Source organism: Nostoc sp. CCY0012 (assembly GCF_963920855.1).
Taxonomy (GTDB): Bacteria; Cyanobacteriota; Cyanobacteriia; order Cyanobacteriales; family Nostocaceae; genus Cyanocohniella.
In genome coordinates, this window is the sequence record NZ_CAWUDM010000087.1 from 1 (window position 1) to 25,518 (window position 25,518).

Annotated in this window: 22 protein-coding genes and 1 pseudogene; 10 read left to right on the forward strand and 13 right to left on the reverse strand. The window is 42.0% G+C overall.

The genetic code is table 11. From position 1 onward, the window contains the following. Positions 1–127 precede the first annotated feature (127 nt). The 4 genes from ACM0OS_RS21250 to ACM0OS_RS21265 all read right to left on the reverse strand — a co-directional run bounded on the left by ACM0OS_RS21250 (position 128) and on the right by ACM0OS_RS21265 (position 1,476). Positions 128–346, reverse strand: coding sequence for a hypothetical protein (locus tag ACM0OS_RS21250; protein ID WP_414545188.1), 219 nt, complete (start codon positions 344–346; stop codon positions 128–130). Next, the gene (locus tag ACM0OS_RS21255; protein ID WP_190751705.1) at positions 324–467 is read right to left on the reverse strand and encodes a hypothetical protein; all 144 of its coding nucleotides are present in this window, start codon (positions 465–467) and stop codon (positions 324–326) included. Before ACM0OS_RS21255 ends, ACM0OS_RS21250 begins: the two co-directional genes overlap by 23 nt. 74 nt (positions 468–541) lie before the next feature. Beyond that, complete coding sequence (locus ACM0OS_RS21260) at positions 542–1,105, reverse strand: hypothetical protein (protein WP_414545189.1); 564 nt, start codon at positions 1,103–1,105, stop codon at positions 542–544. Next, a complete protein-coding gene (locus ACM0OS_RS21265; RefSeq protein WP_414545190.1) occupies positions 1,102–1,476 on the reverse strand; it encodes a hypothetical protein in 375 nt (124 codons plus the stop codon). Before ACM0OS_RS21265 ends, ACM0OS_RS21260 begins: the two co-directional genes overlap by 4 nt. A gap of 310 nt (positions 1,477–1,786) precedes the next feature. Between ACM0OS_RS21265 and ACM0OS_RS21270 the strand changes: the two genes are divergently transcribed. Together ACM0OS_RS21270 and ACM0OS_RS21275 are read left to right on the forward strand one after the other, a co-directional pair. After that, positions 1,787–1,918: a plasmid partition protein ParG gene (locus ACM0OS_RS21270; RefSeq protein WP_242059379.1), complete on the forward strand. Its 132-nt coding sequence runs from the start codon at positions 1,787–1,789 to the stop codon at positions 1,916–1,918. Between the two features lie 598 nt (positions 1,919–2,516). Further along, positions 2,517–5,666: a plasmid replication protein, CyRepA1 family gene (locus ACM0OS_RS21275; protein ID WP_414545191.1), complete on the forward strand. Its 3,150-nt coding sequence runs from the start codon at positions 2,517–2,519 to the stop codon at positions 5,664–5,666. 99 nt (positions 5,667–5,765) lie between these two features. On the opposite strand, the gene ACM0OS_RS21280 is transcribed toward ACM0OS_RS21275, so the two are convergent. Continuing rightward, on the reverse strand, positions 5,766–6,554 hold the full coding sequence (locus tag ACM0OS_RS21280) for a hypothetical protein (RefSeq protein ID WP_414545192.1): 789 nt from the start codon (positions 6,552–6,554) through the stop codon (positions 5,766–5,768). A gap of 12 nt (positions 6,555–6,566) precedes the next feature. After that, positions 6,567–7,070 carry a hypothetical protein gene (locus ACM0OS_RS21285; RefSeq protein WP_414545193.1) on the reverse strand — a complete coding sequence of 168 codons (504 nt, stop codon included), beginning with the start codon at positions 7,068–7,070 and terminating at the stop codon, positions 6,567–6,569. Positions 7,071–7,789: 719 nt separating this feature from the next. On the opposite strand from ACM0OS_RS21285, the gene ACM0OS_RS21290 reads away from it, so the two are divergent. The 3 genes from ACM0OS_RS21290 (at position 7,790) to ACM0OS_RS21300 (ending at position 15,114) form a co-directional block, all read left to right on the forward strand. After that, a complete protein-coding gene (locus tag ACM0OS_RS21290) occupies positions 7,790–8,197 on the forward strand; it encodes a plasmid mobilization protein (RefSeq protein WP_414545194.1) in 408 nt (135 codons plus the stop codon). Beyond that, positions 8,172–9,821 carry a relaxase/mobilization nuclease domain-containing protein gene (locus ACM0OS_RS21295; RefSeq protein ID WP_414545195.1) on the forward strand — a complete coding sequence of 550 codons (1,650 nt, stop codon included), beginning with the start codon at positions 8,172–8,174 and terminating at the stop codon, positions 9,819–9,821. The genes ACM0OS_RS21290 and ACM0OS_RS21295 overlap by 26 nt, the downstream gene beginning before the upstream one ends. Before the next feature lie 1,048 nt (positions 9,822–10,869). After that, positions 10,870–15,114: a chemotaxis protein CheB gene (locus ACM0OS_RS21300; RefSeq protein WP_414545196.1), complete on the forward strand. Its 4,245-nt coding sequence runs from the start codon at positions 10,870–10,872 to the stop codon at positions 15,112–15,114. A gap of 382 nt (positions 15,115–15,496) precedes the next feature. On the opposite strand, the gene ACM0OS_RS21305 is transcribed toward ACM0OS_RS21300, so the two are convergent. Then, positions 15,497–15,877 (reverse strand): hypothetical protein, encoded by a 381-nt coding sequence (locus ACM0OS_RS21305; RefSeq protein ID WP_414545197.1) that lies wholly within the window; start codon positions 15,875–15,877, stop codon positions 15,497–15,499. Then, positions 15,874–16,482, reverse strand: a complete 609-nt coding sequence (locus tag ACM0OS_RS21310; protein ID WP_414545198.1) for an AAA family ATPase — start codon at positions 16,480–16,482, stop codon at positions 15,874–15,876. Before ACM0OS_RS21310 ends, ACM0OS_RS21305 begins: the two co-directional genes overlap by 4 nt. Positions 16,483–16,764: 282 nt before the next feature. Between ACM0OS_RS21310 and ACM0OS_RS21315 the strand changes: the two genes are divergently transcribed. Further along, a complete protein-coding gene (locus ACM0OS_RS21315) occupies positions 16,765–17,397 on the forward strand; it encodes a hypothetical protein (protein ID WP_414545199.1) in 633 nt (210 codons plus the stop codon). A gap of 505 nt (positions 17,398–17,902) precedes the next feature. Here ACM0OS_RS21315 and ACM0OS_RS21320 read toward each other — a convergent pair. Beyond that, the gene (locus ACM0OS_RS21320; protein ID WP_414545200.1) at positions 17,903–18,616 is read right to left on the reverse strand and encodes a tetratricopeptide repeat protein; all 714 of its coding nucleotides are present in this window, start codon (positions 18,614–18,616) and stop codon (positions 17,903–17,905) included. 105 nt (positions 18,617–18,721) lie between these two features. Here ACM0OS_RS21320 and tnpC point away from each other — a divergent pair, with 105 nt between their 5' ends. After that, positions 18,722–20,194: an IS66 family transposase gene (gene tnpC / locus ACM0OS_RS21325; RefSeq protein ID WP_414545201.1), complete on the forward strand. Its 1,473-nt coding sequence runs from the start codon at positions 18,722–18,724 to the stop codon at positions 20,192–20,194. A 21-nt stretch (positions 20,195–20,215) separates the two neighbouring features. Here the strand turns inward: tnpC and ACM0OS_RS21330 are convergent, their stop codons facing one another. Together ACM0OS_RS21330 and ACM0OS_RS21335 are read right to left on the reverse strand one after the other, a co-directional pair. Then, complete coding sequence (locus ACM0OS_RS21330) at positions 20,216–20,650, reverse strand: hypothetical protein (protein ID WP_228676616.1); 435 nt, start codon at positions 20,648–20,650, stop codon at positions 20,216–20,218. Positions 20,651–20,832: 182 nt separating this feature from the next. Then, on the reverse strand, positions 20,833–21,384 hold the full coding sequence (locus ACM0OS_RS21335; RefSeq protein ID WP_414545202.1) for a tyrosine-type recombinase/integrase: 552 nt from the start codon (positions 21,382–21,384) through the stop codon (positions 20,833–20,835). Between the two features lie 361 nt (positions 21,385–21,745). On the opposite strand from ACM0OS_RS21335, the gene ACM0OS_RS21340 reads away from it, so the two are divergent. Beyond that, positions 21,746–22,387 carry an HAD family hydrolase gene (locus tag ACM0OS_RS21340; protein ID WP_414545203.1) on the forward strand — a complete coding sequence of 214 codons (642 nt, stop codon included), beginning with the start codon at positions 21,746–21,748 and terminating at the stop codon, positions 22,385–22,387. Positions 22,388–22,538: 151 nt separating this feature from the next. Here the strand turns inward: ACM0OS_RS21340 and ACM0OS_RS21345 are convergent, their stop codons facing one another. Next, positions 22,539–23,543, reverse strand: a complete 1,005-nt coding sequence (locus ACM0OS_RS21345) for a hypothetical protein (protein ID WP_414545204.1) — start codon at positions 23,541–23,543, stop codon at positions 22,539–22,541. Between the two features lie 207 nt (positions 23,544–23,750). On the opposite strand from ACM0OS_RS21345, the gene ACM0OS_RS21350 reads away from it, so the two are divergent. Both ACM0OS_RS21350 and ACM0OS_RS21355 read left to right on the forward strand, forming a co-directional pair. Further along, on the forward strand, positions 23,751–24,068 hold the full coding sequence (locus ACM0OS_RS21350) for a helix-turn-helix domain-containing protein (protein WP_414545205.1): 318 nt from the start codon (positions 23,751–23,753) through the stop codon (positions 24,066–24,068). 59 nt (positions 24,069–24,127) lie between these two features. Then, on the forward strand, positions 24,128–25,111 hold the full coding sequence (locus ACM0OS_RS21355; RefSeq protein ID WP_414545206.1) for a DUF6602 domain-containing protein: 984 nt from the start codon (positions 24,128–24,130) through the stop codon (positions 25,109–25,111). A 117-nt stretch (positions 25,112–25,228) separates the two neighbouring features. On the opposite strand, the pseudogene ACM0OS_RS21360 reads toward ACM0OS_RS21355, so the two are convergent. After that, positions 25,229–25,518, reverse strand: a pseudogene (locus ACM0OS_RS21360) (hypothetical protein); the annotation flags it as partial.

Consider the following 25,518-nt stretch of genomic DNA (forward strand, 5'->3'; position numbering starts at 1 on the left):
CAATTTGCAATGCTTTGTACTGTGGATGCTGCCTAATTTGAGTTAACAATTGCTGTGCCTGTGAAATTAATTCTGGCAGTGGTTGATTCTGCATAATTCACCTCAAATATTTGGAAAATCTCAGTCTTTATTTAAAGCGTTCACCGCTACAAAGGTGCAAATCTTTCATCTCAACATCTGGAGATATTTTGCTATTTTTTGTCTGCTGCCAACTGGTGTATACATAGCTGCCCACAAATGCAGGAACCACAACACAAACCATCAAAATAAGCGGACGAAACTTAAATGCTTGCCACTGATAAGCTGTTTCTAGCCTGTCCCTGTTAACGTCGATTTTGGCTGACATACATTGCTAAACCTACTGCAAATAAACCTACCCCTACTGGCGAAATAACTGCTGCTATCCCACCAATTAGAGATAGGGTAGCCACGCCAGAATAAAAACAAGTTTCGGTAATTAAGTGCATTTTTCTCTCTCTGCTAACACTCAACAACAACAATAAAAAACGAGTATCAGACAGTGCTAATCTGTAAGCAATGTCTAGATGTTTGCTGCCAAATTGATGATTTTTTCTAGTGATTTCTGAGCAGTTCGTGGTTTCGGGGCAATTCCCCGTTGAGCTAAAAAATCATTAGCATCGATTCCTTTAATTGAATGAGCAGCCGTAGTTAATTCATTTGCTAACTCATCTAAGTAATCTTCTAAACCGTTTCTAATTGTGTTGGAGTGGATGTGAACGAAATTGTTAACAACTGATTGACCACTGATAAATGCCAAAGTAGAAGTGATTTTATCAATGGTCAATGTGTAGTTTCCGGCAAACTCATTCAGAGCATTCAATGCCCCATTGATAATTTTTTGTTGCTCTTTAACTGGGAGAGTGTTATCAACTGATGGAGCAATGGCGGCTACTTCTCCAGTTTGTTCAAGTTCAGCTTTTTGTTTGAGGACTTGAGTTAATGTTTCAAATTCGGCCAAACTAATTTCTTTGAGACTGTCAAAATTATCTGGGTGCGATTCTTGCAGAGAGAATCTAATAATTTCCTCTGGCATCTCCAGGAGTTCACAAACTTCTTTAATAGCAATCATGTTTTTCGTTTTCATGCTGCATTACCTCTGGTTACTTGGGCGAACTGTGCTTGAAAGTTGGTTGGACTGAATTCTTGAGGATACTTTTTGATGTAGTTCTTGACTCGTTCAGCCGATTTGAGATTTTGCATTATCCGACCAACGCGAGAAAGCACCCAGCTTTGGTATGGTGACAACGGGCAAGAGCGGTCTGTACTGCCATCGGCTTTGACTGGGTAGGCTTGGCGATAACTATCTATGCGGTACAGTGCGATACTGTCCCAACTGATTAAAGTTGAACGGGCAACGTTAAGAATTTTTGCAAGTTCAGATTTCGTAACATAACTTGAGCAAAACAGACCAGGGGAATCTAAATCAAGTCCCCGTGAGGAGTTTGACGCTTTCATACTTCATTTATTGATTAATGGTCAAACAGTAATTGATAGTCAATAACAAATGCTGACAAGTAGTCAACAGGTATTGACAACTAACGGTAGCTTTGAAGTATCCACACGCTAAAAGGATTGATTTATAAGGTTTTTCCTTACTCGGCAGACACGAATCGGTTAACGGCTGTTGTTGTTTCTCTGTCTTGTCTGTTATCATAACGTTTATCGCGCAATCGCGCAATACGTAGTAGACGAAGATGCCGGGGGTGATGCGAGAATACTAGATATCGCGCAAAGAGAGAAAATGCCTAAGAAGATTCCAGAGGGAATGACTGAGCTAAGTGTCTATGTGGACAAGGATGTGAAACTGAAATTTAAAGTGGCTTGTACTAAGCAAGGTAAGCCTATGGGTGAAATAGTAAACACATTACTCAAGGATTGGCTTAAGACAAATGAGTAAAGACGCGATCGCCGCGGGGAAACTAACCTATCACTCAAGCTATAGCCAAAACTAGCAATATTTAATGAATTTATTAATTGGTATCTATATACGGATTTCTGACTTTTTACTGACTGTTAGCCAAATGACAATATGTGCCTAGTGTTACTCAATGATATGCTGACAAGCAAACAACATCTTAACCTCAACCAACTAAGTTCTATTTATGGTTTTAAATCGTTAAGAAATTGAGCTAATAAGCCAAAAAGTCTGCGAGGTACGAACTCACAGACTTAGGCTCAAATTCTTCATTTGATTTCGCTTGTAATTTGTGGCTTCGGTGCAGCAAACACCTACCACACCCACACCCCGCAGGAAAAGACAGAGTGTGAAACCCCGACTGGAAAAGAATCAAGTGGAGCCTTTCCTCAATTATAAATGTCTATTATTTATTTCCAACAGATCCTTAAGAAAAAAGTAACAGGCATGAAGGCTTTACCCAAACTACTTGACTCTTTCCCCTCTACCGCACAAGTTACGCCAACTGTTCTGTAGATAAAAGTTAACATTCAGTCTTTTCTTGGCGAGGGCAATTTAACCCACCGCCAGGAAAAGGAAATTGAAAAATCTATCAAGTGTTCTACCATCTGCTCAAAACCTACTGCCAGTAGAAAGCTTAAGTGAGTTTGCCAGCCGAATTGAGCGAGAATTTCTTACCGGCTCGGCGATCGCACCTTGTGTCTACACTGATAACATCCGCATCGTCTCCGACATAGAAATTAGTGATGGCGGGGATGTCTCAACCCCAATCCACGACGCACTGAACTGGAAATATACCAGATTTGGGCATCAAGCCAAACCCACACTCCACGCCGCAATATTTATTAACGAAGACGGTAGCCCCTGGCAAGCCAAACTGAGTGCGCCCAGAACTGACACAACAAAAGGCAAGATTCAAAAATACGAAACCCCAACTGGCAACGGCTCACGGGCCTATCTCCCCACCGTCAACCAAAAAACCAGACGCTTAATAGCCAACCGCTACGGCGTAGAAGTGCCACCTCCTGGCGAAAGTTTCTGGAACTGGCTTGAACTCCACCCAGAAATCCCAATCATCATTACAGAAGGGGGTAAAAAATCGTTATCCCTGTTGTCAAAGGGATTTGTAGCCATTGCCCTTTACGGAATTAACGGCGGCTACCGCAGCAAGGATTTATTAGGCAACCAAGTCTTGCCCTACCTCATCCCAGATATAGCAAGATTTGCTGTTAAGGGGAGAAAATTTACCCTCGCCTTTGACCAAGACACCAATACAGAAACCCGACTCCGGGTTAACGCTGCCACTTTCCGCTTTAGCCGATTACTGACCGCCGCAGGATCAATAGTTGATATCGCCATCTGGGACGGTCAAAAAGGACTGTGTAAAGGCGTGGATGACCTGATAGTAACGAAAGGCGTGGCTGCATGGTCAACAGCCTTAAACCAAGCCCTTTCAGTAGCACATTGGCAGTTGTGGCAACGCTTAGAAAATCGGTTAACTTACGAACCCTCTTTACAACTGACCACAGCCGACTTATCCACCTTAGACATCAAAAATTTACCACAGCAAGGAATCATTGCCCTCGACTCCGGCAAAGGCACTGGTAAAACTAAATTTATCGCCAAAACCACAGCCAATTCCGAAAAAGCACTCTTAGCCGGTCACAGAATTGCACTCATCCAAAATTTGTGTCCCCGACTCGATATCGATTACCGTGGCGACTTAGATAAATTCAACGGCAATTTTATCAAAGGAGGAGCTTACACCCTCAGAATTGGTTTCTGTGTTGATTCACTCCTAGCCATTGACCCCAAAAAATTTGCCGGCTGTGACTTCATCATTGATGAAGTCGTCCAAGTAGTTCGCCACTTACTCACTTCTAGCACCTGCGCCCAAGACGGCAAACGTCCCGCACTCCTTGCCAGATTTGCCGAATTAATTAGAGTTGCCCGCCGAGTAATTATTGCTGATGCTGATTTAAACAACCAGACCCTACATTACCTCAAAGAATTCCGGGCCGACCCTACCCCTATCTTCTTAATTCGTAACGACTATCAACCCCAACCGTACCATGTAAAATTTATTCAGGCTACCAGTAAATCAGCCATCGTCAACCAGTTAATCACTGACGCGCAGAACATCCCCACGGGCAAGACGCTGTATGTCACCACAGATAGCAAAGCCACCAGCAAGACCACAGCGCGACTCCTACAAAAACAAATTCCAGGTATAAGAATACTGCTCATCAACTCAGAAACCAGTGGCAATACAGAGGAAAAAAGGTTTATGAAAAACCCCGACACTGTAATTGCTGAAGGATTGTACGACGTAATTATTTGTTCTCCCACAGTCGCCACCGGAGTCAGCATCGAAATCCCCGGATTCATTGAGAAAGTCTATGGAATTTTCACCGGCACATCATCCACTGACGCTGATATGTCTCAATCTTTAGTCCGTGTGCGCGACACCGTAGACCGCATAGTTTGGTGTGCCAAACGTGGGACAAATTACTCTCAAGTTTCTCGCTCCAGCAATTATCTAGAAATTAAAACACAATTACAACAAAGAACAGATGCCACCGTTAGTTTAGTTCGCTCTAACCTCAGACCAGACATTGTTGAAGGTATTGCTAATTTCGACTGGCAACAAAACCCCCATGTCAATCTCTATGCCCGAATTAGTGCCGAGCAGAATTATTCGATGATGAATCTCTGTGATGCACTAATGGTCAGGCTCAAACATGAAGGGCATCACATGACAATTGAGGAGCAGCAATCTGACTCAACAGTCAAGCTGTTGTTAAAGCAAGCCAAAGACGAAATCAAAAAAATGGAAGCATCGGCCATAGTCGCCGCCCCCGATTTAACTTACCCAGAAATTGTCCTGCTAGAATCCCTTGAAGCAGTTTCACCAGAAGACGCTCTAGCAATTACAAAATTTTATCTCAAAGACTTCTACTGTCTAGACGAGCTGACCGAGGAAGATGTCCTTTGGGACAAGGGCGGCCGACGACGCGGAGAACTGCTCAACTTAGAAGCGCAACTAAACCCTGAATTAGCTGTTGACCGAACCACTAAATCATTAGAAAAACAAGCTACTTGGAATCAAGCTGTTTGCCCTTGGGATATTTCCGGTACAGCACTGCGGCGACAGATGCGAGAAGCATTTGGATTAAATGACTTTTTAGATCCACACAAAGAATGGACTCACGCTGACATCAAACCCTATGCCGACAAGATTCGTCTCTATGCCCCAGAAATATTACACCATCTCAACCGCACTGTCAGCGACAAAATGAGTGATGTCAATGTTGTGCATCAAATGTTATCCCAGTTGGGAATTAAAGCGGCTTTTCGCTGGTCGAGGTTTGAGCCGGGTTTTGAGGGGAAAAAAATTAAAGTCTACCGACTTCATGCTGACCTCTGGCATAGCCTTATGTCCATATTACTTCGACGTGCCGAACGACGCGAAAGGCTTCATGATCCTGGAGACGATTCTGGATCAGCTATGGGTTTTAATACTCAAAATAATCTAGGAGATCCAAATCCACATCACCCGAAATCCCTTAGAGAAACATTGATTGGACTTGTATGTACCGTCACGGGAGATGATCACCAGTTCTTGGTACAGAGCCTCACATTAGATAGTAGGGCCAGATGTCAGAACTTAACCAGCAAGACAGTCGTTTTATTGCCGTTCACTGAACTTACACCAGTGAAACAGACGTGAAATCAACCCGATAAATTGTTGCTCTCATACTCACACTGCGATCTGAAGTTGCAGTGCTAGTTCGAGGTGATAAATTTCTCCCAATTTTCCAAATATTGCTTACATAAAAGTTTCCCTAACTCTGGTTTTTGCGCCTGATAGTCCCAAAAAAGAGCCACCTTTAATCATCTCTAACTCTTGTTCTGGTATCCACGTAGATAACCTAGCTTTATTGGCAAGACCTATTTTGTTCATATCGTAGTTTACTGCTTCAGTAAAACTGGCATCAAGTTCGTCAATTTTGTCGTATGTCCATTCAACTAAAGAACCAAAATTTAACTCAATCGCTCCCAACTCCAAAACAGATTGTCTGGTTTTAGATTCTTTGTACTTGATGAAAGATTTTTCTACTTCTTCACCCCAGTACAAATTTCTCACCACCACATAATCAACTTGATTACCGCAAAATTCCATTAACCGTTTGAGTTGAATAATGCTTTCTTTCCCCCGACCTAGTACCGATACCATAGTGATGCGATAGCCGAGGTTTGCATCTGTCATGTCTTGAACAAAATCCCGAAAATACTCCCCCACTCCCGACGGCAGATCCATCAACGCCACAGTAGGAGTTAACGTTGACAAATCATTTTGTAAAACATCTCTGACACCCCGTTGATTAAATTTAATTGTTTTTACGCCCCCTGGCACAACTCTGTTATAGTGCCTCCATAGTTGTGGATTATGAGGGTCACAGTCATACGCAATCACATGAATATCGTTAGCTAAGTACATATCCAAAAGAAACCTAGCCACAATACTTTTACCTATACCTCCCTTATCCCCAGTACACAGCACTATTCTTTGATTGAGTTCTGTTTTTTTTCGATTTCGAGGGCTTGTTTTACTCATAATTCAACCAGTTTATAAATCTTCATCCTTGTAAACTTTTGGTTGAAAGGCATAGTCATTAAACTCGCCCTGTAAATCTGATTCACCCTCTGGCTGTTGTGCTACTGGCTGTTGACTTTTTCTCTTGCCTTTGGCACTACTTACAGTTGATTTTTCAGCCTCACTACTGGCTTTAACTGCTGGTTGAGTTTCACTAGGTTGCTCTGATGACTGATTGTTGTTGTCACCCTCCTCAGATTTCTTTCGCTGACGGCTGCTTTTCCTCAACTCACCGATTAAATATTTAATCCGGCTACCACTCAAATTAATCCCCAAACCCTTCAGCATCTCTGCAACTTCATCGTAAGTGTAGCCGTACTTGTCAGAAGTCAGCTTTTCAATATACCGCCTCATCTTCCGAACAGCGTCCCTGTCCGATACATCCTCTCGTTGCTTCGGCTTTTGTTCCTTCAGCAGATTGATAGCCTTATCAATCTTGCTCTTAGTGATTACCTCTGGATTCTGATGCTCACTCATTGTTATTTTATGAATATTAATTAACTACTAATTATCAACTATTTGTAAAAATCTCCCCCGGCTTGTTTGAAAAAAGGTAATAAAAATTTGACTATTGCGGCTACGCCGATTGAGTGCATTACTCATGAGTTGCTGGTTATCAATTCGCTATTGCGGCTACGCCGTTCTCCCCATTCAATATAAGGCTTGAAAATTTAGCTACTGCGGCTACGCCGTGACCAAATTTTCATGTGGCGGCTACGCCGTAACTTTCATTTAATCTAAAAAATTTTTACTACTGCGGCTACGCCGTAACCAGATTTTCATGTAGTGGCTACGCCATGATGATTATTTAGTCCTGCCCTTGATAAATTCATTGCTGCGGCTACGCCATTTCCCCCATTTAGTCTAGATAAATTTATCTAGCCCATTGTGGCTACGCCTCATCTAAAATTCCCCCAATGCTTGATTTTTCGTTATTACGCCGGAAGCCGTTGCTATTCCCCACCGTAGTTGATAGGATTATCAGCACCACGACTATGCCGTATCCTGCCCCCAGCCCCTCGCTGTGTCTCAGTATATACGTAGCTTTTGACACCTCACCTACACCTAAATAGGGCTAGAAGCCAGCCATGCCTCAAAGCTGACGCTTTGTCTCGCTGCGCTCGAACGGCAGACTGGTTCAAGGGGGAGTTGCCCCCTTGAAAAACCCCCCTCGCAATGTCCCCAAATCTCTCGTTATGGCTAATCGCAAGCAGTCAAAAAGACTCGTCAGAAACCACCTCTTTTCACTGAGATTGAGTGATATCGAATTGGATCTGCTGCGAATCAAATCACAAGATGCCGGAATGTCAGCCAGTGAATTGATGAGGCGTAACGGATTGCTGCGACCACTGCCCAAAAGACTGAGTAAAATTAGCTTACAAACATATTGGGAACTAGGACAAATCGGCAACAACTTAAACCAACTCGTCAAAGCCACAAACACAGCCATAAAAATGGGTCGCACTCCACCAGCCAACCCAAAACTTTTACAAGAACTTCTAGAAGTGTTGCATCAGTGCAGACGAAACATTGCCCAAGCTGATACGGAAGAAACTGACTGGGAGGAGGACGAAGAAGATGATTGGGAAGCAGACGAAGGGTAGAGGTTTTCGCAGTCTCTTAGATTATTTAGCATCACGCGATGATGCCCAACTAATTGGCGGCAATATGAGTGGGAGAAATGCGCGGGAATTAACCAAAGAATTTAGACTGTCTCGACAACTAAATCCAGATGCCGAACGTGTTGTTTACCATGTCTCCCTATCAGCAGCCCCAGACGACAAATTAGATGATGAAAAGTGGAGTGAAATTGGCAATCGCTACATGAAAGAAATGGGATTTGATGCCAATCAATTCGTCATCTTCCGCCACCACAACACCGATGATGACCACATCCACATTGCCGCCAGTAGAATCAGGATGGATACAGGTAAACTTGTCCATGATTCTTGGGATTATGTACGCTCTGAAAAAGTCCTGCGACAAATCGAAATTGATTATGATTTAGTCCAAGTCCAAGGGAGTAAAGAGAAACTAACTCGCACACCCAGCACCGGACAAATTAGACGCATTAGACGAGAACAAGAAGAATTTTCACAAGGACAACGTGACTCTCCTCCACAACGCACCATCAAGGAGGAAATTCAATACTTAATTGAGTATATATCTTTTAATAATCTGAAAATGCCCGACTTTATCTTGTTCTTGCAGAGAACAGGTATCAGTGTCAAGATAGGATTTACCAGAAATGGTAAGTCCAAAGGAATTTCTTACGAAAAAGATGGAATTGCATTCAGTGGTACACAGTTGGGTGCAGCTTACACCTTTCCAGGATTGCAAAAACATCTAGGCATTAATTACCAACCACAACGGGATGACCTACGCATTTCGTGTCTGCTGTTAAAGCCTATGAAACCCTTACCTCCTGATGAGGTACAAAAGCTTTTCTGGCAACAAACAAAAGCTCAAGAAGCAGGGGAAGATGTACAGCAGCGAGAGAAAGAGTTATCGAAAAATCACCTTCCTTCTTCCCCACCACCCCCAGCTTCCCCAGCCCAGTCTCTACCACTTAGAGCAACTGCACCACCATTTACGCCCCCAGCAGAAGATGAGAGCCGATGGCCACTATTACAAAATTACCTAACTGAAAAACGTGGCATATCACCTGCATTTGTGGAAGGATTACATCGGCAGGGGTTGACTTATTTAGACCAACAGCGAAATGTTGTGTTTATCAAATGGGATTTAGATGGCAAAAAGTCAGGTGCATTGATATGGGATACCCAGAGCCGAGATAATCTCACTGTTGAATATGACAAAACCAACAAACCCTCACCCGGTTGGTTTCATATTAGTTTGGGTGGCAAGCCAAAGGAGAAAGTTAATAGAGTATTCTTGTGTGATTCTCCCATTGATGCCATGTCAATAGCAGAGATGGACATGATAGTACATAAAGGGTTGCCACCAACGAGAACAATGTACATGGTAGTGGATGACCCGAATAACTTGCCAGTAGAATATTTCAAAACTGCCAACAGAATTGTGCTGGCTTTTAATAACAATGCTCAGGGGCATGAAACCGCCCAAGTAGTTAAGAAAATGCTGCCTGTGGCTGAGAGAATTGCACCCGAAGGACTGACGTGGAATCAGATGATTTTGGAACGGCGACGGCAAAAGCAGTTGGAATTGCAACGGCAAAGACAGCTTGAGGATGAACTAAGTTTGTGATTTTAAAGTGCAGACTGAACTTGTTGTTGCGATTGCCTCCGGCACTGCGCTCCGCGCAATCGCGGAGGATGAAGCGGTTGCTCAAAAGGACATGAAGAAACTGTTTGAGCCAACTAAATCCACTAACCTGCTCATTGCCCTGCTGTCGTCACCGAGAGCGCAACGAGTTGTGAAATCTTGAAACCCTGCTTTCAAAAAATAGTTGATTGCCTCAATTGTATTATTTCTGTAGTTTTAAGTAGTCTTTTCGGAAACGACTATTCTTGAAAAGAGAATTTTGGCTCAAAAAACTGTCAAAACTTTTTGGCGTACTGTGCGTAGTCAACGATTTTTTAAAATGTCACAAATTAGCCACCCAAATAACATAGAGCTTCCATAACTTCATCATAAAAACATCACAAAATTCTTCTAGGAACTGCTGAGAACTACTTCTAATTTCCACAGAAATGCCACAGCTTTTGTTATTTTTATCTGAGAATTGACACAGAAATTACACAAAAGTTGTCTGAGTTTACTGATGTGTTTTATTACCTAAATTTTCCCTACTTAAACCTGTCAATATCGTGCAGCAAAAATGGATTAGTTAGGCTGTACTGCTTTCAAGACCGAGCTAGTACAAATTGCTCCAAGTCATGATGCTGACCTTTCCAAAATCCATGCTGAAACAGCATCCCCCTACTTTGGAATCATAAATAGCCTTGGGCGCAAATGAGTTAATTATCTATATAACTAGCCGCAAGTAAGAAAACAAATTAAGAAAAATTTGATGACTTAGCTCAATAGCTTTATTTATTAGGAGTTTCAGCCGCCGATGCTGCGAAACTTCCTTGCGCGACATTAGCTCATGCTTATTTGACAGTTAGAAAGTCTAAGTATTCTTCACAATTAAATTAAGTAAAATTGTCATACGTAAAGCCCATTTTTACGTATTAGGTTGTGGCAACATAAATGGATGCGATAAAGCTTATATACCTTGGTACACTAGGAGCAAACCTATAGCTGAATACACTGGAAAGTTAAACGTTCTAGTATTGTATTCGCCAATACAATGAACTCTAAGCAGTCTTCTGAGTCATCACCATCCGATTCTATGGCTTTTGGAACATCGACACAGAAGCAGGAAGATAAAGGCAACGAACTATTTCCTATTGTCGGGATTGCAGCATCTGCGGGCGGACTGGAAGCATTTACGCAGTTATTGAGTCACTTACCCATCGACACTGGGATGGCATTTGTGCTGATTCAGCACTTAGATCCTAATCAGAAAAGTCTGCTTACTGAGATTCTGGCTAAGACGACCCAAATGCCCGTCCGTGAAGTACAGAATGGCATGTCTGTAGAACCGAACCAAGTATATGTCATTCCGCCGAATGTGAAGATGACGCTTGCTCAAGGGGTGCTGCAACTGGTGCCCCGTGAGAAGATCAAAGGGAAATATATGCCCGCTGATGCTTTCTTGACTTCGTTAGCAGCAGAACTGGGAAGCAAAGCCATTAGTGTTGTTTTATCTGGAAGCGATGGAGACGGTGCAAAGGGATCAGAAGCAATTAAGGCCGCTGGCGGCATTACCTTTGCTCAGTGTGAAGAATCAGCACAATTTCGTGATATGCCGAACACTGCTATTGCCACGGGTGATGTAGACTTCATCTTACCACCGCCCAAAATTGCTGAGGAACTAGCTCATATTGCTCGCCATCCCAATGTAATCCGTCCGATTTCTTCGCAAATAGTTGAGCCATTCTCTGAAAGCGAGTCTGTTTTACATGCAATCTTTGCAATGCTTTCCACTGGTACTGGGGTTGACTTCACGTACTACAAGCAAACTACCCTCAAGCGGCGAATTGCTCGGCGGATGGTGCTGTACAAGCTGGAACGTCTTGAAGATTACTTCCAATATCTGCAAAATAATCTAGATGAAGTGCAAGCACTGTACTATGAGATTTTAATCAGTGTCACCAGTTTTTTCCGTGACCCAGAAGCTTATCAAGCTTTGAAAGAGCGAGTATTTCCAGTGATTGCCAAGGGTAAGTCAGTTAATGAGCCGATTCGGATCTGGGTGTCAGCCTGTGCAACCGGGGAGGAAGTTTACTCCATTGCCATTTGTCTAATGGAGTTTTTGGAGGATGCAATCCCCAAACCTACTATCCAAATTTTTGCTACAGACGTTAACGAGACAGCAATTGAAAAAGCCCGTTTAGGCATTTACAAGCCCAGCCAAATAGTTGATGTCTCACCAGAACGGCTAAGACGCTTCTTTTACCAAGTAGAGAGCGGTTATCAAATCAGCAAATCGATTCGTGAACTTTGTGTCTTTGCCAAACAAAACTTGATTAGCGATCCGCCATTTTCCAATCTGGATCTAATTAGTTGTCGCAATGTGCTGATTTACTTTGAATCTGTTTTGCAAAAGCAGGTGATGCCAATTTTCCATTACAGTCTCAAGCCCACTGGGTTTTTGATGTTAGGTATTGCCGAAAGTGCAGGAGAATTCTCCAACTTATTTACTTTAGCGGACAGAAAAAACAATATTTATACCAAAAAATTAATACCTACTCCCCTTAACTTTAACTTTGCGACCAGTAACTATCCCATAGTGAGAGTAACTCTTGACAGAGCCGCCATGAGTAATAAGACTTGGGATATTGTTGACTTAAATAAACAGGCTGACCAAATTGTTTTACATCGCTATGCCCCAGTTGGCGTGATGATTAACGACAATATGGACATTCTGCAATTTCGAGGGGAAACCAGTCCCTATTTGAAACCACCCTCTGGCGATCCCAGCTTCAATCTGTTCAAAATGGCACGAAAAGGGCTGCTGGAAGAATTGCGTACCGCGATTTATCAGGTGAAAAGGCAGGATATTTCTGTAAGAAAGGAAGGGATACAGATTGAAGGGAGTGACCCGTCCAGAAAAGTCAACGTTGAGGTGATTCCGTTCCAGGTTGACTCACTAGAAACTCGCTGCTTTCTTGTCTTATTTGAGGATGTACCTGCCTCAACAATTCAACAAGTGCCCGTCACAGATGAAAATGTAGAACAAGTAGTTACGGAGGATTTCCTCCGACTCCAAGAAGAACTGACAGCCACTAAGCAAGAACTGGCTGCTACTCAAGAATATCTGCAATTGATTACCCAAGAGCATGAAGCCACTACTCAACACCTGAAAGTAGCAAATGAAGAAATCCTCTCCAGCAATGAGGAACTACAAAGCACTAATGAAGAGTTGCAAACAGCCAAAGAAGAGGTGCAAGCAACCAACGAAGAACTGCATACAACTAACCAAGAACTGTATAGTCGCAATCTCGAATTACACCAGGTCAATAACGACCTCTTAAATTTGCTCAGCAGTGTCAATATTCCCATACTTATACTCACCAACGATTTACGGATTCGGCGTTTCACTCCTATAGCACAGCACTTATTCAATCTGATACCGACAGATGTGGGACGACCACTTAGCAATATCCGCTCTACTCTTAACGTTCCTAATTTAGAGTCATTGTTCACAGAAGTAATTGACACTTTAACTATTAAAGAACTAGAGGCGCAAGACCAAGATGGGCATTGGTACAATCTGCGAATTCGACCTTACAGAACTACAGAAAATCAAATTGATGGCGTGGTGATGGTATTGATGGATATTGATGCCCTCAAACGCAGTACACAGCAGTTGCAAGAAGCCCTTGATTATGCTGAAGCTGTGGTGGAAACTGTGCCAGAGCCTTTAATAGTTCTCAATTCTGACTTACGAGTCATCAAAAGCAATCGGGCTTTCTACCAAATGTTTCAGGTAACACCTGCCCAGACAGAACAGCAACTAATTTTTGAGCTAGGAAACGGTCAATGGAACATTCTTGAACTGCGATCGCTCTTGGAAAAAATTCTCCCCCATAATATTCAGATTCAAGGTTTTGAGGTTTGTTGTGTTTTTGAGAAAATTGGGCAAAAAACTATATTGCTTAATGGTTATAAAATTTTTCAACAAAGAAATCAGCAGATGATTCTGCTGGCGCTCCATGATATCACGCAGCAGAAGCAGTTTGAGGTAGAACGCGCCCAGCTATTAGCTCAAGAACAGTCAGCCCGCCTGGAGGCGGAGGCATCTAACCGAACTAAGGATGAGTTTTTATCTATTCTTTCCCATGAACTCCGTAACCCGCTCCACGCCATTCTGGGATGGTCACAGTTACTCCAGGAGCAAAAGCTTGATGCGGCTAAAACGAATCGTGCAATAGACATGATTCAGCGTAGCGCCAGGGTACAAACCCAATTGATTGAAGATCTCCTGGACATCTCACGCATTATGACTGGCAAACTCCGTCTAAACATTTGTCGAATTGATCTCATCTCTGTGATTGAGACAGCCCTTGATGTAGTCCAGTTATCGGCAGAAGCGAAAAATATTCAAATTGAATACCAACTGCAACCTGCAAGTGGGCAGTTACTGGGGGATTCTGAGCGTTTGCAACAGGTAATCTGGAATTTGCTTTCTAATGCCATCAAATTTACTCCTGTTGGGGGACGTGTTGATGTCACACTGGAGCAAGTTAATTCCCAAGCTCAGATTCGAGTCCGGGACACAGGTATTGGCATCAGATCTGACTTTCTGCCTTATCTCTTTGAACGCTTCAGCCAGGCTGACAGTAGCAAAACTCGTGCCAATCAAGGATTGGGGATAGGATTATCCCTTGTCCGTTATCTGGTCGAACTTCATGGCGGCACAGTTCAGGCAGAAAGTCCAGGTGAAGGCTTAGGGACAACTATCACCGTCACGCTACCGCTCTCCTTTAATCTTGAGGAGCGTTTTAGCCCTTGTGATGCAGAAGTGATAGATTTTTCCGGGCATCTCAAACCATCTGTTGATCAAATTCCTTCACTGGAGGGCTTGCACGTACTGGTTGTAGATGACGAGGCCGATATGCGTGAGTTAATGATCACTGCGCTGCAAAACTACGGGGCTGAAGTAACTGCTGTCAAATCTGCTGACGAAGCGTTCTCAATACTTACAAACCCGCCTGGGATGTATGATGTGCTATTGTCTGACATTGGGATGGCGAGCCAAGATGGCTACACCCTAATCCAGCGAGTACGCTCCCTTAGTGCTGAAGCAGGGGGACAAATTCCCGCTGCCGCACTTACAGGGTATACCAGTAGTGTTGATCTCCAAGAGTCAAAGAAAGCAGGTTTTCAAATGCACATTCCTAAACCCATCGAGCTAACCCAACTGATATTCATGATTGCCGACTTAGCTGGACGAACTAGAAATATTGAAGATACAAACCATTGTTAATACCTCAAATTATACAAATTCCAAGAAAGCCGCAACCTCGCAATAGAGATGCACCACATTGGCTCTCAAAATCGTTGCTATGGCTTGCTTGTGGGGACTAAAGTAAGAAACGAAGTGCAGAATTTTCTTACTTTGAGCATCTAACATTTAATGGTTGCTCTTTAGGGAGTAGCTTTCTTAATTCCTCAACCAATTGGGTTAGGAGAAACGTTTCTCCTAAATTCATTTTTAGCTAAAACTGTCGCTATACTGGGGCGGGTGCAATGCCAACATTAAAAAGCATCTACAGTTATCCATAACATTATGGGCTAAGTTGAAAATGGCTTTATTAATAACTCTATTCGCCATTCTTCTGCTAAACCAGAAATCTGGTTTTCTGTATTTATGGTTTTCTGGTTTCCTGGTTTTCTGGCTCTCCAAATTTTTGGATGAGTGCCTCAACAATAACTGAGGTTACAGTAATCCCTTGCTCTTTAGCTTTAGACATCCAGTAGCGTCGCTGGGATATAGGAACTTTGACACACAGATTAACCATTTGCTCAATTTCTGGTAAACCAGAACTCTGGTTATCTGTATTTATGGTTGTTTGGTTATCTGGTTCCCTGGTTTTCTGGTTTTCTGTATTTACTGCTATCTGGTTTTTCGGCTTTCTGGTTTTCTGGTTCTCTGGATTTATGGCGGTCTGGTTATCTGGTTGACTGGTTTCCTGGTTTTCTGGTTCTACTTCTCTAGCTTTTTTAATTAAATCTCCGTACTTGCTCATTTCAAAATCTCCATAACTTCCTTACCAAGTGAGGCGTAATCAGCCCAAGCTGTTTTTAAACGCAAGTCATCAACATCCCTAATGGGGACACCTGCCATTGCCGCTTTCTCAAAACCCACAGTTCGCCGGATCATCGACTGAAATACGGGGATGCCTCCATTCAATAAATCCTGACGCAGTGTTTCACCTTCTCTGCTGGGATATGGAGGAACAATAGTCAGCAAGCAACGATAGTTGGCATTCCCCAAGTCTTTCACCATCTCCAACATTGGCTCAAGGCTTACAATGTCTGGTTTGGTGGGCAAAATTAGAAGGTCGCAGCCCTTAGCTAATTCCTTTAAATCATCCGAGTCAGGTCTAGCTGGTGTATCTATGACCACAAACTGAGCATCGGCAATTACTTTAAGTGCTTGGCGTTCATCCACAGTAGGGAAAGGGAATGACCCGCGTTTTGACCAAGCCAGGGCTGTACGGTTCTGGTCGCCATCTACAAGAACTGTTTTACCTATTTCACTAAAGAAAGTTGCAAGATGCACTGCTGTAGTGCTTTTTCCGACTCCTCCCTTGTACCCTGTGATAGTAATAATTTTCTTAGGACTGTCCATATATCTGGTAAACCATAAGTCTGGTTTTCTGGTTATTTGGTTTTCTGGTTTGGTCTACATCATAACTCTCATAACCAGTAATAGCCAGCGTCTAGTGTCTGTTTACACATTACTTACATCTGAAAACTTCCGATTATCAGCGTTGATGCTTTAGTTTATGGGAAGCATGAATTTATAGCTAATTTGGGAAATATATATTTAAACGCCAAATTTCGCAATCTTGCCAGGAGAACTCATTAATTCACCTGAATGTAATTTTTTTTGTTTTAATTACTGAATAACATGAAAAAAAACAATTACTTTTTTCGAGATTATAAAACTAAAACAGCTTTAGAAAAAGATATTAAAGACCTGATTGGCAGTTATGCTTTTAACCAGGAGTTTGAGTCAGAATTGCTTAGTGATTTGATTGCACAAAAGCATTATTATTGCTCATTTCATGGTATTAAAGCGTTACAATTTAAAAAACAAAAGAATTATAATAGTTATGATTTTTATGGCTTTTTTACAACTCTAGGATGGCATAAAGTGTCATGGAGAAAGTGTATTTATCCTGAGAGTAAAGAATTGATTGTTAAACAAGCTTTACGAGATGCGATACAGCCTTATAGCTCTGAACGTAAACGCCAATACCCTATTTGTGAGCGATGTTTCAAAGAACCATCAGAGGAGACAGACCACATAGATCCAGAATTTGATGTTATTGCTAAACAAGCACTGGAAACGCTTTCAGATAAAGATTGGGAGTCAATTATGATTAATTCCTTCGATTTTTCAATTAAGGAACCTTTTCGACTACCAGAGAACAATCCAGCACTAATATATACCTTAGAAGCTCACAAGACCGCAAAGCTACAAGCTGTGTGTAAAAAATGTCATAATGCAAATGCTAAAGAGCGAAGAAAGAAAACTTAGAAAGATAGAAGCTCAGTTTCCATAACTTATCCTCAAGACTTAATGTCATTTACTTCAAGGTTTCAGACATCTTGCGGGTTTTGGAGCTATGCCGGAAATAGCCCCCTGGTGAAGCACCTAAAACAATCGTCGGCATACACTCAAAAACCCGCTTTCAGTTTAGGGGGTAGCGTTCTTAATTCCTCAAACAATTGGGTTAGGAGAAACGTTTCTCCTAAATTCATTTCAGGGTTTACCCTGTCGCTATAGGGGTAGTGTTACGGAAGCTGCGGCCAGGGGCAAACTAAACTGTATAGTTTAAAAATGAGAAAATTTTCTTGTACGAACACTTTTAAAAGTACCGAATTTACAATTGGAGTTGCTACTTTGACCAATTTCAACACAGGATGCTCGGTCAGCAGAGGCAATTAAAGACCCAATGCCTGGGTAAATTTCCGACTCTACGTAAAGGCGGAACTTCAAACACGGTTGGCAGCCATCTCGGCTCCATGCCAAAAGCGCATCATTAATTACTACTTTCTCCTATATTCTTTCTTAGCTCAATCATTTCTACAGCTTTGTTATAAAGTTCTCGGTTTCCTTGTTCCTGAGCTAATTGTTTAGCCTTCTCCATGTCAGCAAGTCCTTCATTACCTTTTAATATTGCTCCACGATAAAAATACGCTTCAGCGTAGTCAGGTTTTAATTTTATAGCTTCAGTATAATTAGCAACTGCTTCACTAGCTTTTCCGACAATATGGCTATAAGTACCACCCAAAGAAAAATAGGCTTCTGGATTATTTGGATTAATTCTGACAAATTGAGTATGATCTTCTATTGCTCCTTGCAAATCAGGTATCTTGAGACTTAAACGAGAAATGCCTCGTTTATTGTAAGCTTCAGCATTATTTGGGTTGATTCTAATAACTTCGGTGAAATCTTCTATCGCTCCATGAAAATCCTGTAAAACATCGCGGGCAATTCCACGTTTTAAGTAAGCGTCTGCATAGTTAGGATTAATTCTGATAACTTCGGTGAAATCTTCTATCGCTTCCTGGTAGTATCCTGTTTTAAACTTGTACTGACCTTGCTTGAAATAATAGTCAGCCTTGGATTTATGTTCTGGACTTGTAACAATATTGGTTGTATTAGTAAAATTGCTTTCTTTAAAGTTAGAGCATGAAGTAGCACCAACTAACACCAAAGCTATAAAAATTTTGGAAAACTTTATTTTAAACATATATGTAAGTTATTTTTAATTAAGCAAAAAATTATTTAGTATTTTGTAAGGATTCAGGTGGCAGAGTATTGACAAAGGGAACACTTGAGGGAGAGTATCACAGATATGAACCAGAACCTGCCTCAAGAATTAGATCGAGAAAGCTTGAACCAGTTATCGAAAGAAGAACTGGTAGAGATAATTATTGAGCAAAGCAAGGTAATACGTGAGTTACAGAAAATCATTGTAGAACTACAGCAAGAAATAGAGCGTTTAAAAGTCAGTAGGGATTTAGATAGCTCTAATTCGTCGAAACCACCGTCTGGGGACATTTTGAAAAAGAGCGAAAATAAAAAAGCACCTACTGAAGACCAATCAAATCAGCCGAAGAAGAAACCGGGTGGGCAGCCGGGACATCAAGGTAAGACTCGTAAGGGTTTTGGGAGAGTAGATCGCTATGAAATTTTACATCCTACGAATTGCGTTTACTGTGGTCAAAAAGCATTTGCGTCTGTGGCAGTAAAAGTAGAAAAACAGACTGTAGCGCAATTAGTGGAACGCCCCATAGAAATAGTTGAGTATCAACGCCATACTTGTGTGTGTGAGTGCTGTGGCCAGGTACAAACTGCTCCTTGGCCACAAGATATCATCCCAGGACAAGATTTAGGAGTGTCTTTACAGGCGTTTTTAGGATGGGCAAATAATTATGCACATATGCCCTACGAAAAACAGCAAGAAATGTTGTGGGAATTGGGGCAAGTTGAAATTGGGTTAGGAACTTTAGTCGCCACCAATGAACGAATCACTAAAGCAATTGAACCAAGCATTAGTGAATTAAGTGATTGGGTAAAACAGACACAACCTAACATCCATGTGGATGAAACACCTTGGTCAGTTAAAGGAGTTAAAGAATGGTTGTGGGTAGTTGCCAATTCTGATTTTTGCCTGTTTACTGCGGCTGATACTCGTTCTAGATCTGAATTAGAGACAATTTTAGGAGCTAAATATACAGGGATACTTAGCAGCGATGATTTTAGTGTTTACAATGGTTATGCTGTAACTGACCAACAGAAATGTTTGGCTCATCTACGCCGTCACTTCAAAAAATTAATTCAACTTCCAGGTCTTCACAACCAAGCTATTGGTGAAGCGTTTGTTGATTTAATTGATGAAGCTTTTAGAAGTTATGCTCAATGGTTTGAAACTCTTGACTCCAACAGTTACAACGATTGGGTCAATCAATTCAAATCTAAATTGCAACAAACACTTAATCAGTGGATTGACCTTGCAGGAGCTACCGCAGGCCAACTTTTGCGCTCTTTACGCGATAAAGCTCATCAATGGTGGTATTTCCTTGAGCATCCTGAAATTCCTCCTGATAATAATCAGGCTGAACGCTCACTTCGTTTGGCTGTGACAAAACGTAAGGTTAGTGGCGGCTCCCGTTCGATGGAGCGGTTTCAACACACTGCTAATTTGTTGACGGTAGTACAGACTTGTCGCCGTCAAGGTAAGTCTGTCATTGATTTTTTTGCACAAGCTCTAATTGCTCATTCTCATAATTCTGAGTCTCGCCCTTCTTTACTTCCGCAATATTAGACCTGAATCCTTACAGTATTTTCATTCGCTTGGTTCTATGTACCAGCGAAAAACAGTTTCTTGGTTTGCTCCATTATTTGCTGTTACAACAGATAAAATCTCTCCATAAGCACTTTCAAATTGAAAAAGACAAAGACCTAAACCTGTGCCAGCACAATCTACAATTTCTGTATAACCTTTTTTAGTAAAAAAATAATCTACAGGGGAACTTCTTTGAGAATTTCTTAGTTGTTCTTGATTAAATATTGCTTGCCAACCAGCTTCTAATAACATCTTCCTGGCTTTTGAATAAGGCATATCTTGTTTGAGCTTTGGCAATTCTTGTCTTACACAAGGCTTTTTACCTGTATCTTGTGTTGTTGTTTGTGCAATTGCTCTAGTACCGACGCTAGGGCTAATAAAAATACTTGCTGCTAATACTGAATTAATAATTAATTTATTTATATTGATGTTCATTGCTTCCATCTCATCTGGGATTATTAGTTATAGTTCCCAGTATGCTGCTGAGAATAACTAGATATTGCGGTCATTGTGGTCGGGTAGCAAGACTATATTGATATAATTCCGCTTGAAGAATATTGTGATCAGATAGGTAGACGAGCAACGGATGTGATTATCTTCTTTGTTTGAGGATTGCCCTAAAACCCAATCACCGAAACCGCCTTTCGCTTCTGCTCAGGCGTAACCTCCAGATAACGCTGCAACGTCCCCAGGTCGCTGTGGCCAGAGATTTCTTGAATAGTTCTCAAAGGTATCCCCGCGCTGGACATCTGCGTGAGAGCCGTTCGCCTAAACGAGTGGGTGCTGACTCCTTCTACTCCAATCCGCTTGCAAGCATCACGCAAAATCTTGTCTGCCATGAATCGGGTCAGCCGTTCAGTTACACCACGCTTACCAGGAAACATCACCTCCCTCTTGGGCTGATACTCCGCCAATATTGCTGCTAGTGCTGGTGGAATGTCTACAATCCGTGTTTTGTACTTACCTTTGGTGGTAGACTTGCGGAAAGTGATAGTTCCCGACTTGATATCAGTCAAGTTGAGAGCCAACGCTTCTGATACGCGACAACCAGTAAACAGGCAGATGCCAAACAGAGCGCGATCGCGTGGAGTAAGTAAACCCTCAGTGAACAATCGCCTTAATTCGTCTTGGCTGAGTATTTTGCCTTGTCCGTTGCCGCTAACCTTCATCTTTTCTACTCTCTAGGGCATTACACCAAATGTTGAAAACGTGTAATCAATCCCTGAAAGTATTGTATCTTCGTTGGGGTCCCACAAGCGACAACCAGCCATCAATTTCTACTTATCATTCCCAATCGCTACAACCCGCATTCTTTCGTTGAACTATAAAACCTGCTTATGGAGTCTGCACTTGTACCAGCATCAGGTATGATCTGTCCCTAGCTTGTGCCGGACACTGATGAGAGGAGAATTATAACCTAATCCACAATAAAACGCTAGATTTACTGTAATATCCTAAAATAAGTTTGACTCTGATAATCTTGATGGGTGCAGCTTATAAATCCGCAGTTAATCTTGAACTTGAATACGAGTGCGAACAGAACTGGTTATTTTTGACTGTGATGGAGTGTTGGTAGACAGCGAGACATTGAGCAATCGTGTTCTTGTCCAATTTGTTGCAGAGTTAGGGCTTACACTCGACCTTAAAGAAGCTATTTTATTATTCAAGGGTTGCAAAATGACTGATTGTGTTGCTGTCATTGAGCAAAGGCTTGGAAAAATGTTACCGCCAGATTTTGTGACTCAGCTTCGCGTCCGCACTGCCGAGGCATTCGAGCGTGAATTGCTGAGTGTGGAAGGAATAGAGGCATCTCTTGACAAAATCAATTTACCTATCTGTGTTGCTTCCAGTGGGCCACCCGAAAAAATTAAGTTAGCTCTGCGTGTCACTAATCTGCTGCCTCGATTTGAAGGGCGTATCTTTAGCTCGTATGAGATTGGCAGATGGAAGCCTGCACCCGACTTATTCTTATATGCAGCTAAAAATATGGGAGTTCAAGCTGCATATTGCACTGTTGTAGAAGACAGCGTTTTGGGTGTGCGTGCAGGTGTTGCTGCTGGTATGAAGGTCTTGGGTTACACTACTCCGAGTGAGGCTTCTTCACTCCTAGACTGTGGAGCGCAAGTCTTCTACTCCATGTACCAGCTACCTTCTTTGCTGTCACAGCATTAAAAATTTTGTATTAACTGTAAGTTCTTCTTTGCAGTTTTTGTCTGTCTGTTGTGATCGTGTCTGTCTAGAACTCTGTCTACTAATTCCCTTGCTGTATAAGGATTCTGTCTAATTCTGTCCATTAATAGCGTCTGCCTGAAATGAGACACTGCTATAAGTCTGCTTCACCCTCAACCTGTTGGGTTCTTTTTTTCGGAATTGGCTTGGGTGGAGGATTGCTACGCTCTCCATTTCCTCCTTTATGGTCTTTCTTAGATGGTCGCTGCCCTTGGTGCTTATTCTTTTTAGACTCTTGCTGGACTGTGGCTTTATCTTGTTTAGAGGCTTTGAGAAATTTGGGTGCAGTTTCTTGTGGTGGTGCGGTGAGGGCCACAAAACCCCAGACATTACGCCCTGGTAGAAATTTCGCCTTCAGGGTGACAAATACTGGATGTCCAAGCTGTTCTTTCGGAACTTTGGGATTAAATCTAAAGGGACGAACAGGTGCATCCTTCCACAGCAACGGTAAATGGCTGGACTTCATGAATTTCACCTTCCGGGCTGGTTCAGCTTGCTTAATATATTCCAGTCTTTCTCTTGTAAAGTTGCGGAACACAGAGATGCACGGAGTTGGGCAGACGGGGATAAACTGCCACAGTCCTGATAATTTAAACTCTAGGTCTTCTAAATCTCCTGAGACTACATCTTGGAATCGCCCTCTGTCAAAGCCTACTAGCTGAAACGCGATTTGATGGGGTTGCTCTTTTTTGGGGAAATGAATTGCTTTTGGATAAACCACCAGCCTAAAAGTCCGATTGCCAGTTGCTTCTATTTCTTTCTTGAGAGCCTGAAATACTCTCAGTTTCTGCCCAATGTATAAAAGTGCGTATTCATTTCGACCAATAGTTACAGTGCTGATGCCCTCTGACTTTAAGTTTACTTCCCCTGTAATTACGCCAATAGCTTGAAATATCGCTCCTGAAGCTTCAATAGCATCTATTTGGGATTCAGTATCAAGATTTACTTGTTCATCATCAGTTGGGGCTGACTGTGCAGGATCTGCCTCTACCTCAGTTGTAGAAAGCTCTGTTGACTCTTGAATTTTTGACTCTTGAGGTTGGACAAGCGGCAACTCAATATTAGTAGACTGATTGGGCGTGGGTGAGGCAGATGCCATAATTGTTTTTTAATCGTGGTCTGATTCAATATTAAACGGCCACATTATTGATAAATCGTTGCTATCAAAACCGATATCAATTTTCTCTCCACCAGCGTCTAGATATGGTGTAGACGGAAATCAACTGTAAATAAAACTTACCTCCCTAGTGGCGCGGGAACATTTCATGCTACGGTCTGACTGGTTTTATAGGAAATTTTATATAAAATGGACGTTTTTGAAGAAAGCAGTGGCAATGTATTTGCTGACCTCGGTTTGTCAAATGCGGATGAACTTTTTACTAGGGGAAAGATAGGGATTCAGGTACTACGCCTTCTGAAACAGCGCCACCTGAAACAGCGTGAAATCAGCGAACTTCTTGGCATTCCACAGCCAGAAGTATCTCATCTAATGAAAGGAGAATTTCAACGGTTCAGCGAGGGCAAACTGCTCATTTTCCTCAAGCGACTTGATACGGAAATTACCTTACATCTTCGCTCTCGTTACGCGCAGGGCGAATCTGCTGAAACGGTGATATCGCTATAGGGGGTAAAGACAAGATACGCGCAAAATTTATCACTGCTGACAAGGATTTGAAGGTGATCATGCTAAATGACGAGAAAAGTATTGAAATGACTATTTACGAAGGTAATAAATATATCTTAGGAAGATTGCAAGGAATTCAGATGATGCTTATGGCTGCACATAAAGGAAGTGCAATTGCAAGCAATAACACGAAAGGTAAAGAAAGAGAAAGCTTCATCAATTTATTCTTGTCTAACATCTTGCCTCCTCATTTCCGATTTGGTTCGGGAGAAATTACAGATTTGAGTGGAAACCTGAGTGGACAGCTTGACATTGTTATTGAATACCCTCTTTTACCAAGCATCCAAGTACCTACATCTAGTGCAGAGACTCGACTATATCTTGCCGAGGGAGTAGCCGCAGCGATTGAAGTTAAGTCAGATTTAATTGGTCAGTGGCAACAGGTGAAACAAACTTCTGAGAAAGTTAAGCAACTTCGACGGAGGTTTAGTGCCAGTAGAGGATTAGCGCCTAATAGTGTTCCTTTATTTGCAGTGGGCTATACAGGATGGAAATCTATAGATGTTGTATGGCAGCACTTACAAGAAGGAATTGTGGATGGAATTCTAATTATTGAAGATGGTTTATTTATTTGGAATCCCACAATATTACCAGTAACTCAGTTATCTGGAACAGTCACGGGAGCTTGGGCGCTTTGGGGTTTAGTTGTGGCATTGCATCGGCTTGGAACATCACTTCAAAGCACAAGTCTTGATTTGGCACTATATGCTAGGCCTGACTGGATGATTATTAAAAAAATATGTAATAGACTAAATGATGATAAATCAGTTGAAGTAAATTTTTATGATTTTATAGACGAAGAAGGAATAGATACAGAGGAGGGGGAAAAAATTCTGAAATCGTTGAAGACTGAAGGTTTTATTGAGATTATTACTTCAGAAGACAGTGAAGAAATAAAATTAAATTCAGTAGTGAATATCAAGATAACTCATGAAGCAATTAAGTTTACACAAAATATGAATACACCTTTTGAGTTAACTTAAGTGCTGTCTACCAGACAGCGCCAGCCTACCTACTGTCTGCCTTCTGTCTAGCCCTGTCCCTTACTGTGTCTACCTTCTGTCTATTTCTGTCCGCACTGTCTCCTGTCTGCTGTCTGGTCAAATCTGGGTTAATTTAATGATTCCCTCCCCTACCCAATCAGCTAAATGCACCCCCACAATCTCATACATCCATCCCTTAATTTGCTCCACTGTAAACCGTTCTCCCTTAACTTTAAAACTAGGTTGAATATCTTTTACAGAGGCTTCTATCTTCTCAGTTCTGGTTAAATAATCAAATAATTGTCGAGCCATTGGAGATAACTTATCTCTCCCAGTGCGGCGTTCATTGGCGTTAACAACTCCCTCAAATTCCAACTGATAAACCCGCTCCATATATTCTCTATCTA

What these genes read in the sequence shown, in the direction of transcription:
- ACM0OS_RS21335 (WP_414545202.1), bottom strand. Translation starts at nt 21,384, where the DNA reads ATGAAGGTTAGCGGCAACGGACAAGGCAAAATACTCAGCCAAGACGAA.
- ACM0OS_RS21330 (WP_228676616.1), bottom strand. Translation starts at nt 20,650, where the DNA reads ATGAACATCAATATAAATAAATTAATTATTAATTCAGTATTAGCAGCA.
- ACM0OS_RS21285 (WP_414545193.1), bottom strand. Translation starts at nt 7,070, where the DNA reads ATGAGTGAGCATCAGAATCCAGAGGTAATCACTAAGAGCAAGATTGAT.
- ACM0OS_RS21320 (WP_414545200.1), bottom strand. Translation starts at nt 18,616, where the DNA reads ATGTTTAAAATAAAGTTTTCCAAAATTTTTATAGCTTTGGTGTTAGTT.
- ACM0OS_RS21260 (WP_414545189.1), bottom strand. Translation starts at nt 1,105, where the DNA reads ATGAAAACGAAAAACATGATTGCTATTAAAGAAGTTTGTGAACTCCTG.
- tnpC (WP_414545201.1), top strand. Translation starts at nt 18,722, where the DNA reads ATGAACCAGAACCTGCCTCAAGAATTAGATCGAGAAAGCTTGAACCAG.
- ACM0OS_RS21255 (WP_190751705.1), bottom strand. Translation starts at nt 467, where the DNA reads ATGCACTTAATTACCGAAACTTGTTTTTATTCTGGCGTGGCTACCCTA.
- ACM0OS_RS21305 (WP_414545197.1), bottom strand. Translation starts at nt 15,877, where the DNA reads ATGAGCAAGTACGGAGATTTAATTAAAAAAGCTAGAGAAGTAGAACCA.
- ACM0OS_RS21310 (WP_414545198.1), bottom strand. Translation starts at nt 16,482, where the DNA reads ATGGACAGTCCTAAGAAAATTATTACTATCACAGGGTACAAGGGAGGA.
- ACM0OS_RS21355 (WP_414545206.1), top strand. Translation starts at nt 24,128, where the DNA reads ATGCTAAATGACGAGAAAAGTATTGAAATGACTATTTACGAAGGTAAT.
- ACM0OS_RS21290 (WP_414545194.1), top strand. Translation starts at nt 7,790, where the DNA reads ATGGCTAATCGCAAGCAGTCAAAAAGACTCGTCAGAAACCACCTCTTT.
- ACM0OS_RS21295 (WP_414545195.1), top strand. Translation starts at nt 8,172, where the DNA reads ATGATTGGGAAGCAGACGAAGGGTAGAGGTTTTCGCAGTCTCTTAGAT.
- ACM0OS_RS21345 (WP_414545204.1), bottom strand. Translation starts at nt 23,543, where the DNA reads ATGGCATCTGCCTCACCCACGCCCAATCAGTCTACTAATATTGAGTTG.
- ACM0OS_RS21270 (WP_242059379.1), top strand. Translation starts at nt 1,787, where the DNA reads ATGACTGAGCTAAGTGTCTATGTGGACAAGGATGTGAAACTGAAATTT.
- ACM0OS_RS21280 (WP_414545192.1), bottom strand. Translation starts at nt 6,554, where the DNA reads ATGAGTAAAACAAGCCCTCGAAATCGAAAAAAAACAGAACTCAATCAA.
- ACM0OS_RS21300 (WP_414545196.1), top strand. Translation starts at nt 10,870, where the DNA reads ATGAACTCTAAGCAGTCTTCTGAGTCATCACCATCCGATTCTATGGCT.
- ACM0OS_RS21265 (WP_414545190.1), bottom strand. Translation starts at nt 1,476, where the DNA reads ATGAAAGCGTCAAACTCCTCACGGGGACTTGATTTAGATTCCCCTGGT.
- ACM0OS_RS21315 (WP_414545199.1), top strand. Translation starts at nt 16,765, where the DNA reads ATGAAAAAAAACAATTACTTTTTTCGAGATTATAAAACTAAAACAGCT.
- ACM0OS_RS21250 (WP_414545188.1), bottom strand. Translation starts at nt 346, where the DNA reads ATGTCAGCCAAAATCGACGTTAACAGGGACAGGCTAGAAACAGCTTAT.
- ACM0OS_RS21350 (WP_414545205.1), top strand. Translation starts at nt 23,751, where the DNA reads ATGGACGTTTTTGAAGAAAGCAGTGGCAATGTATTTGCTGACCTCGGT.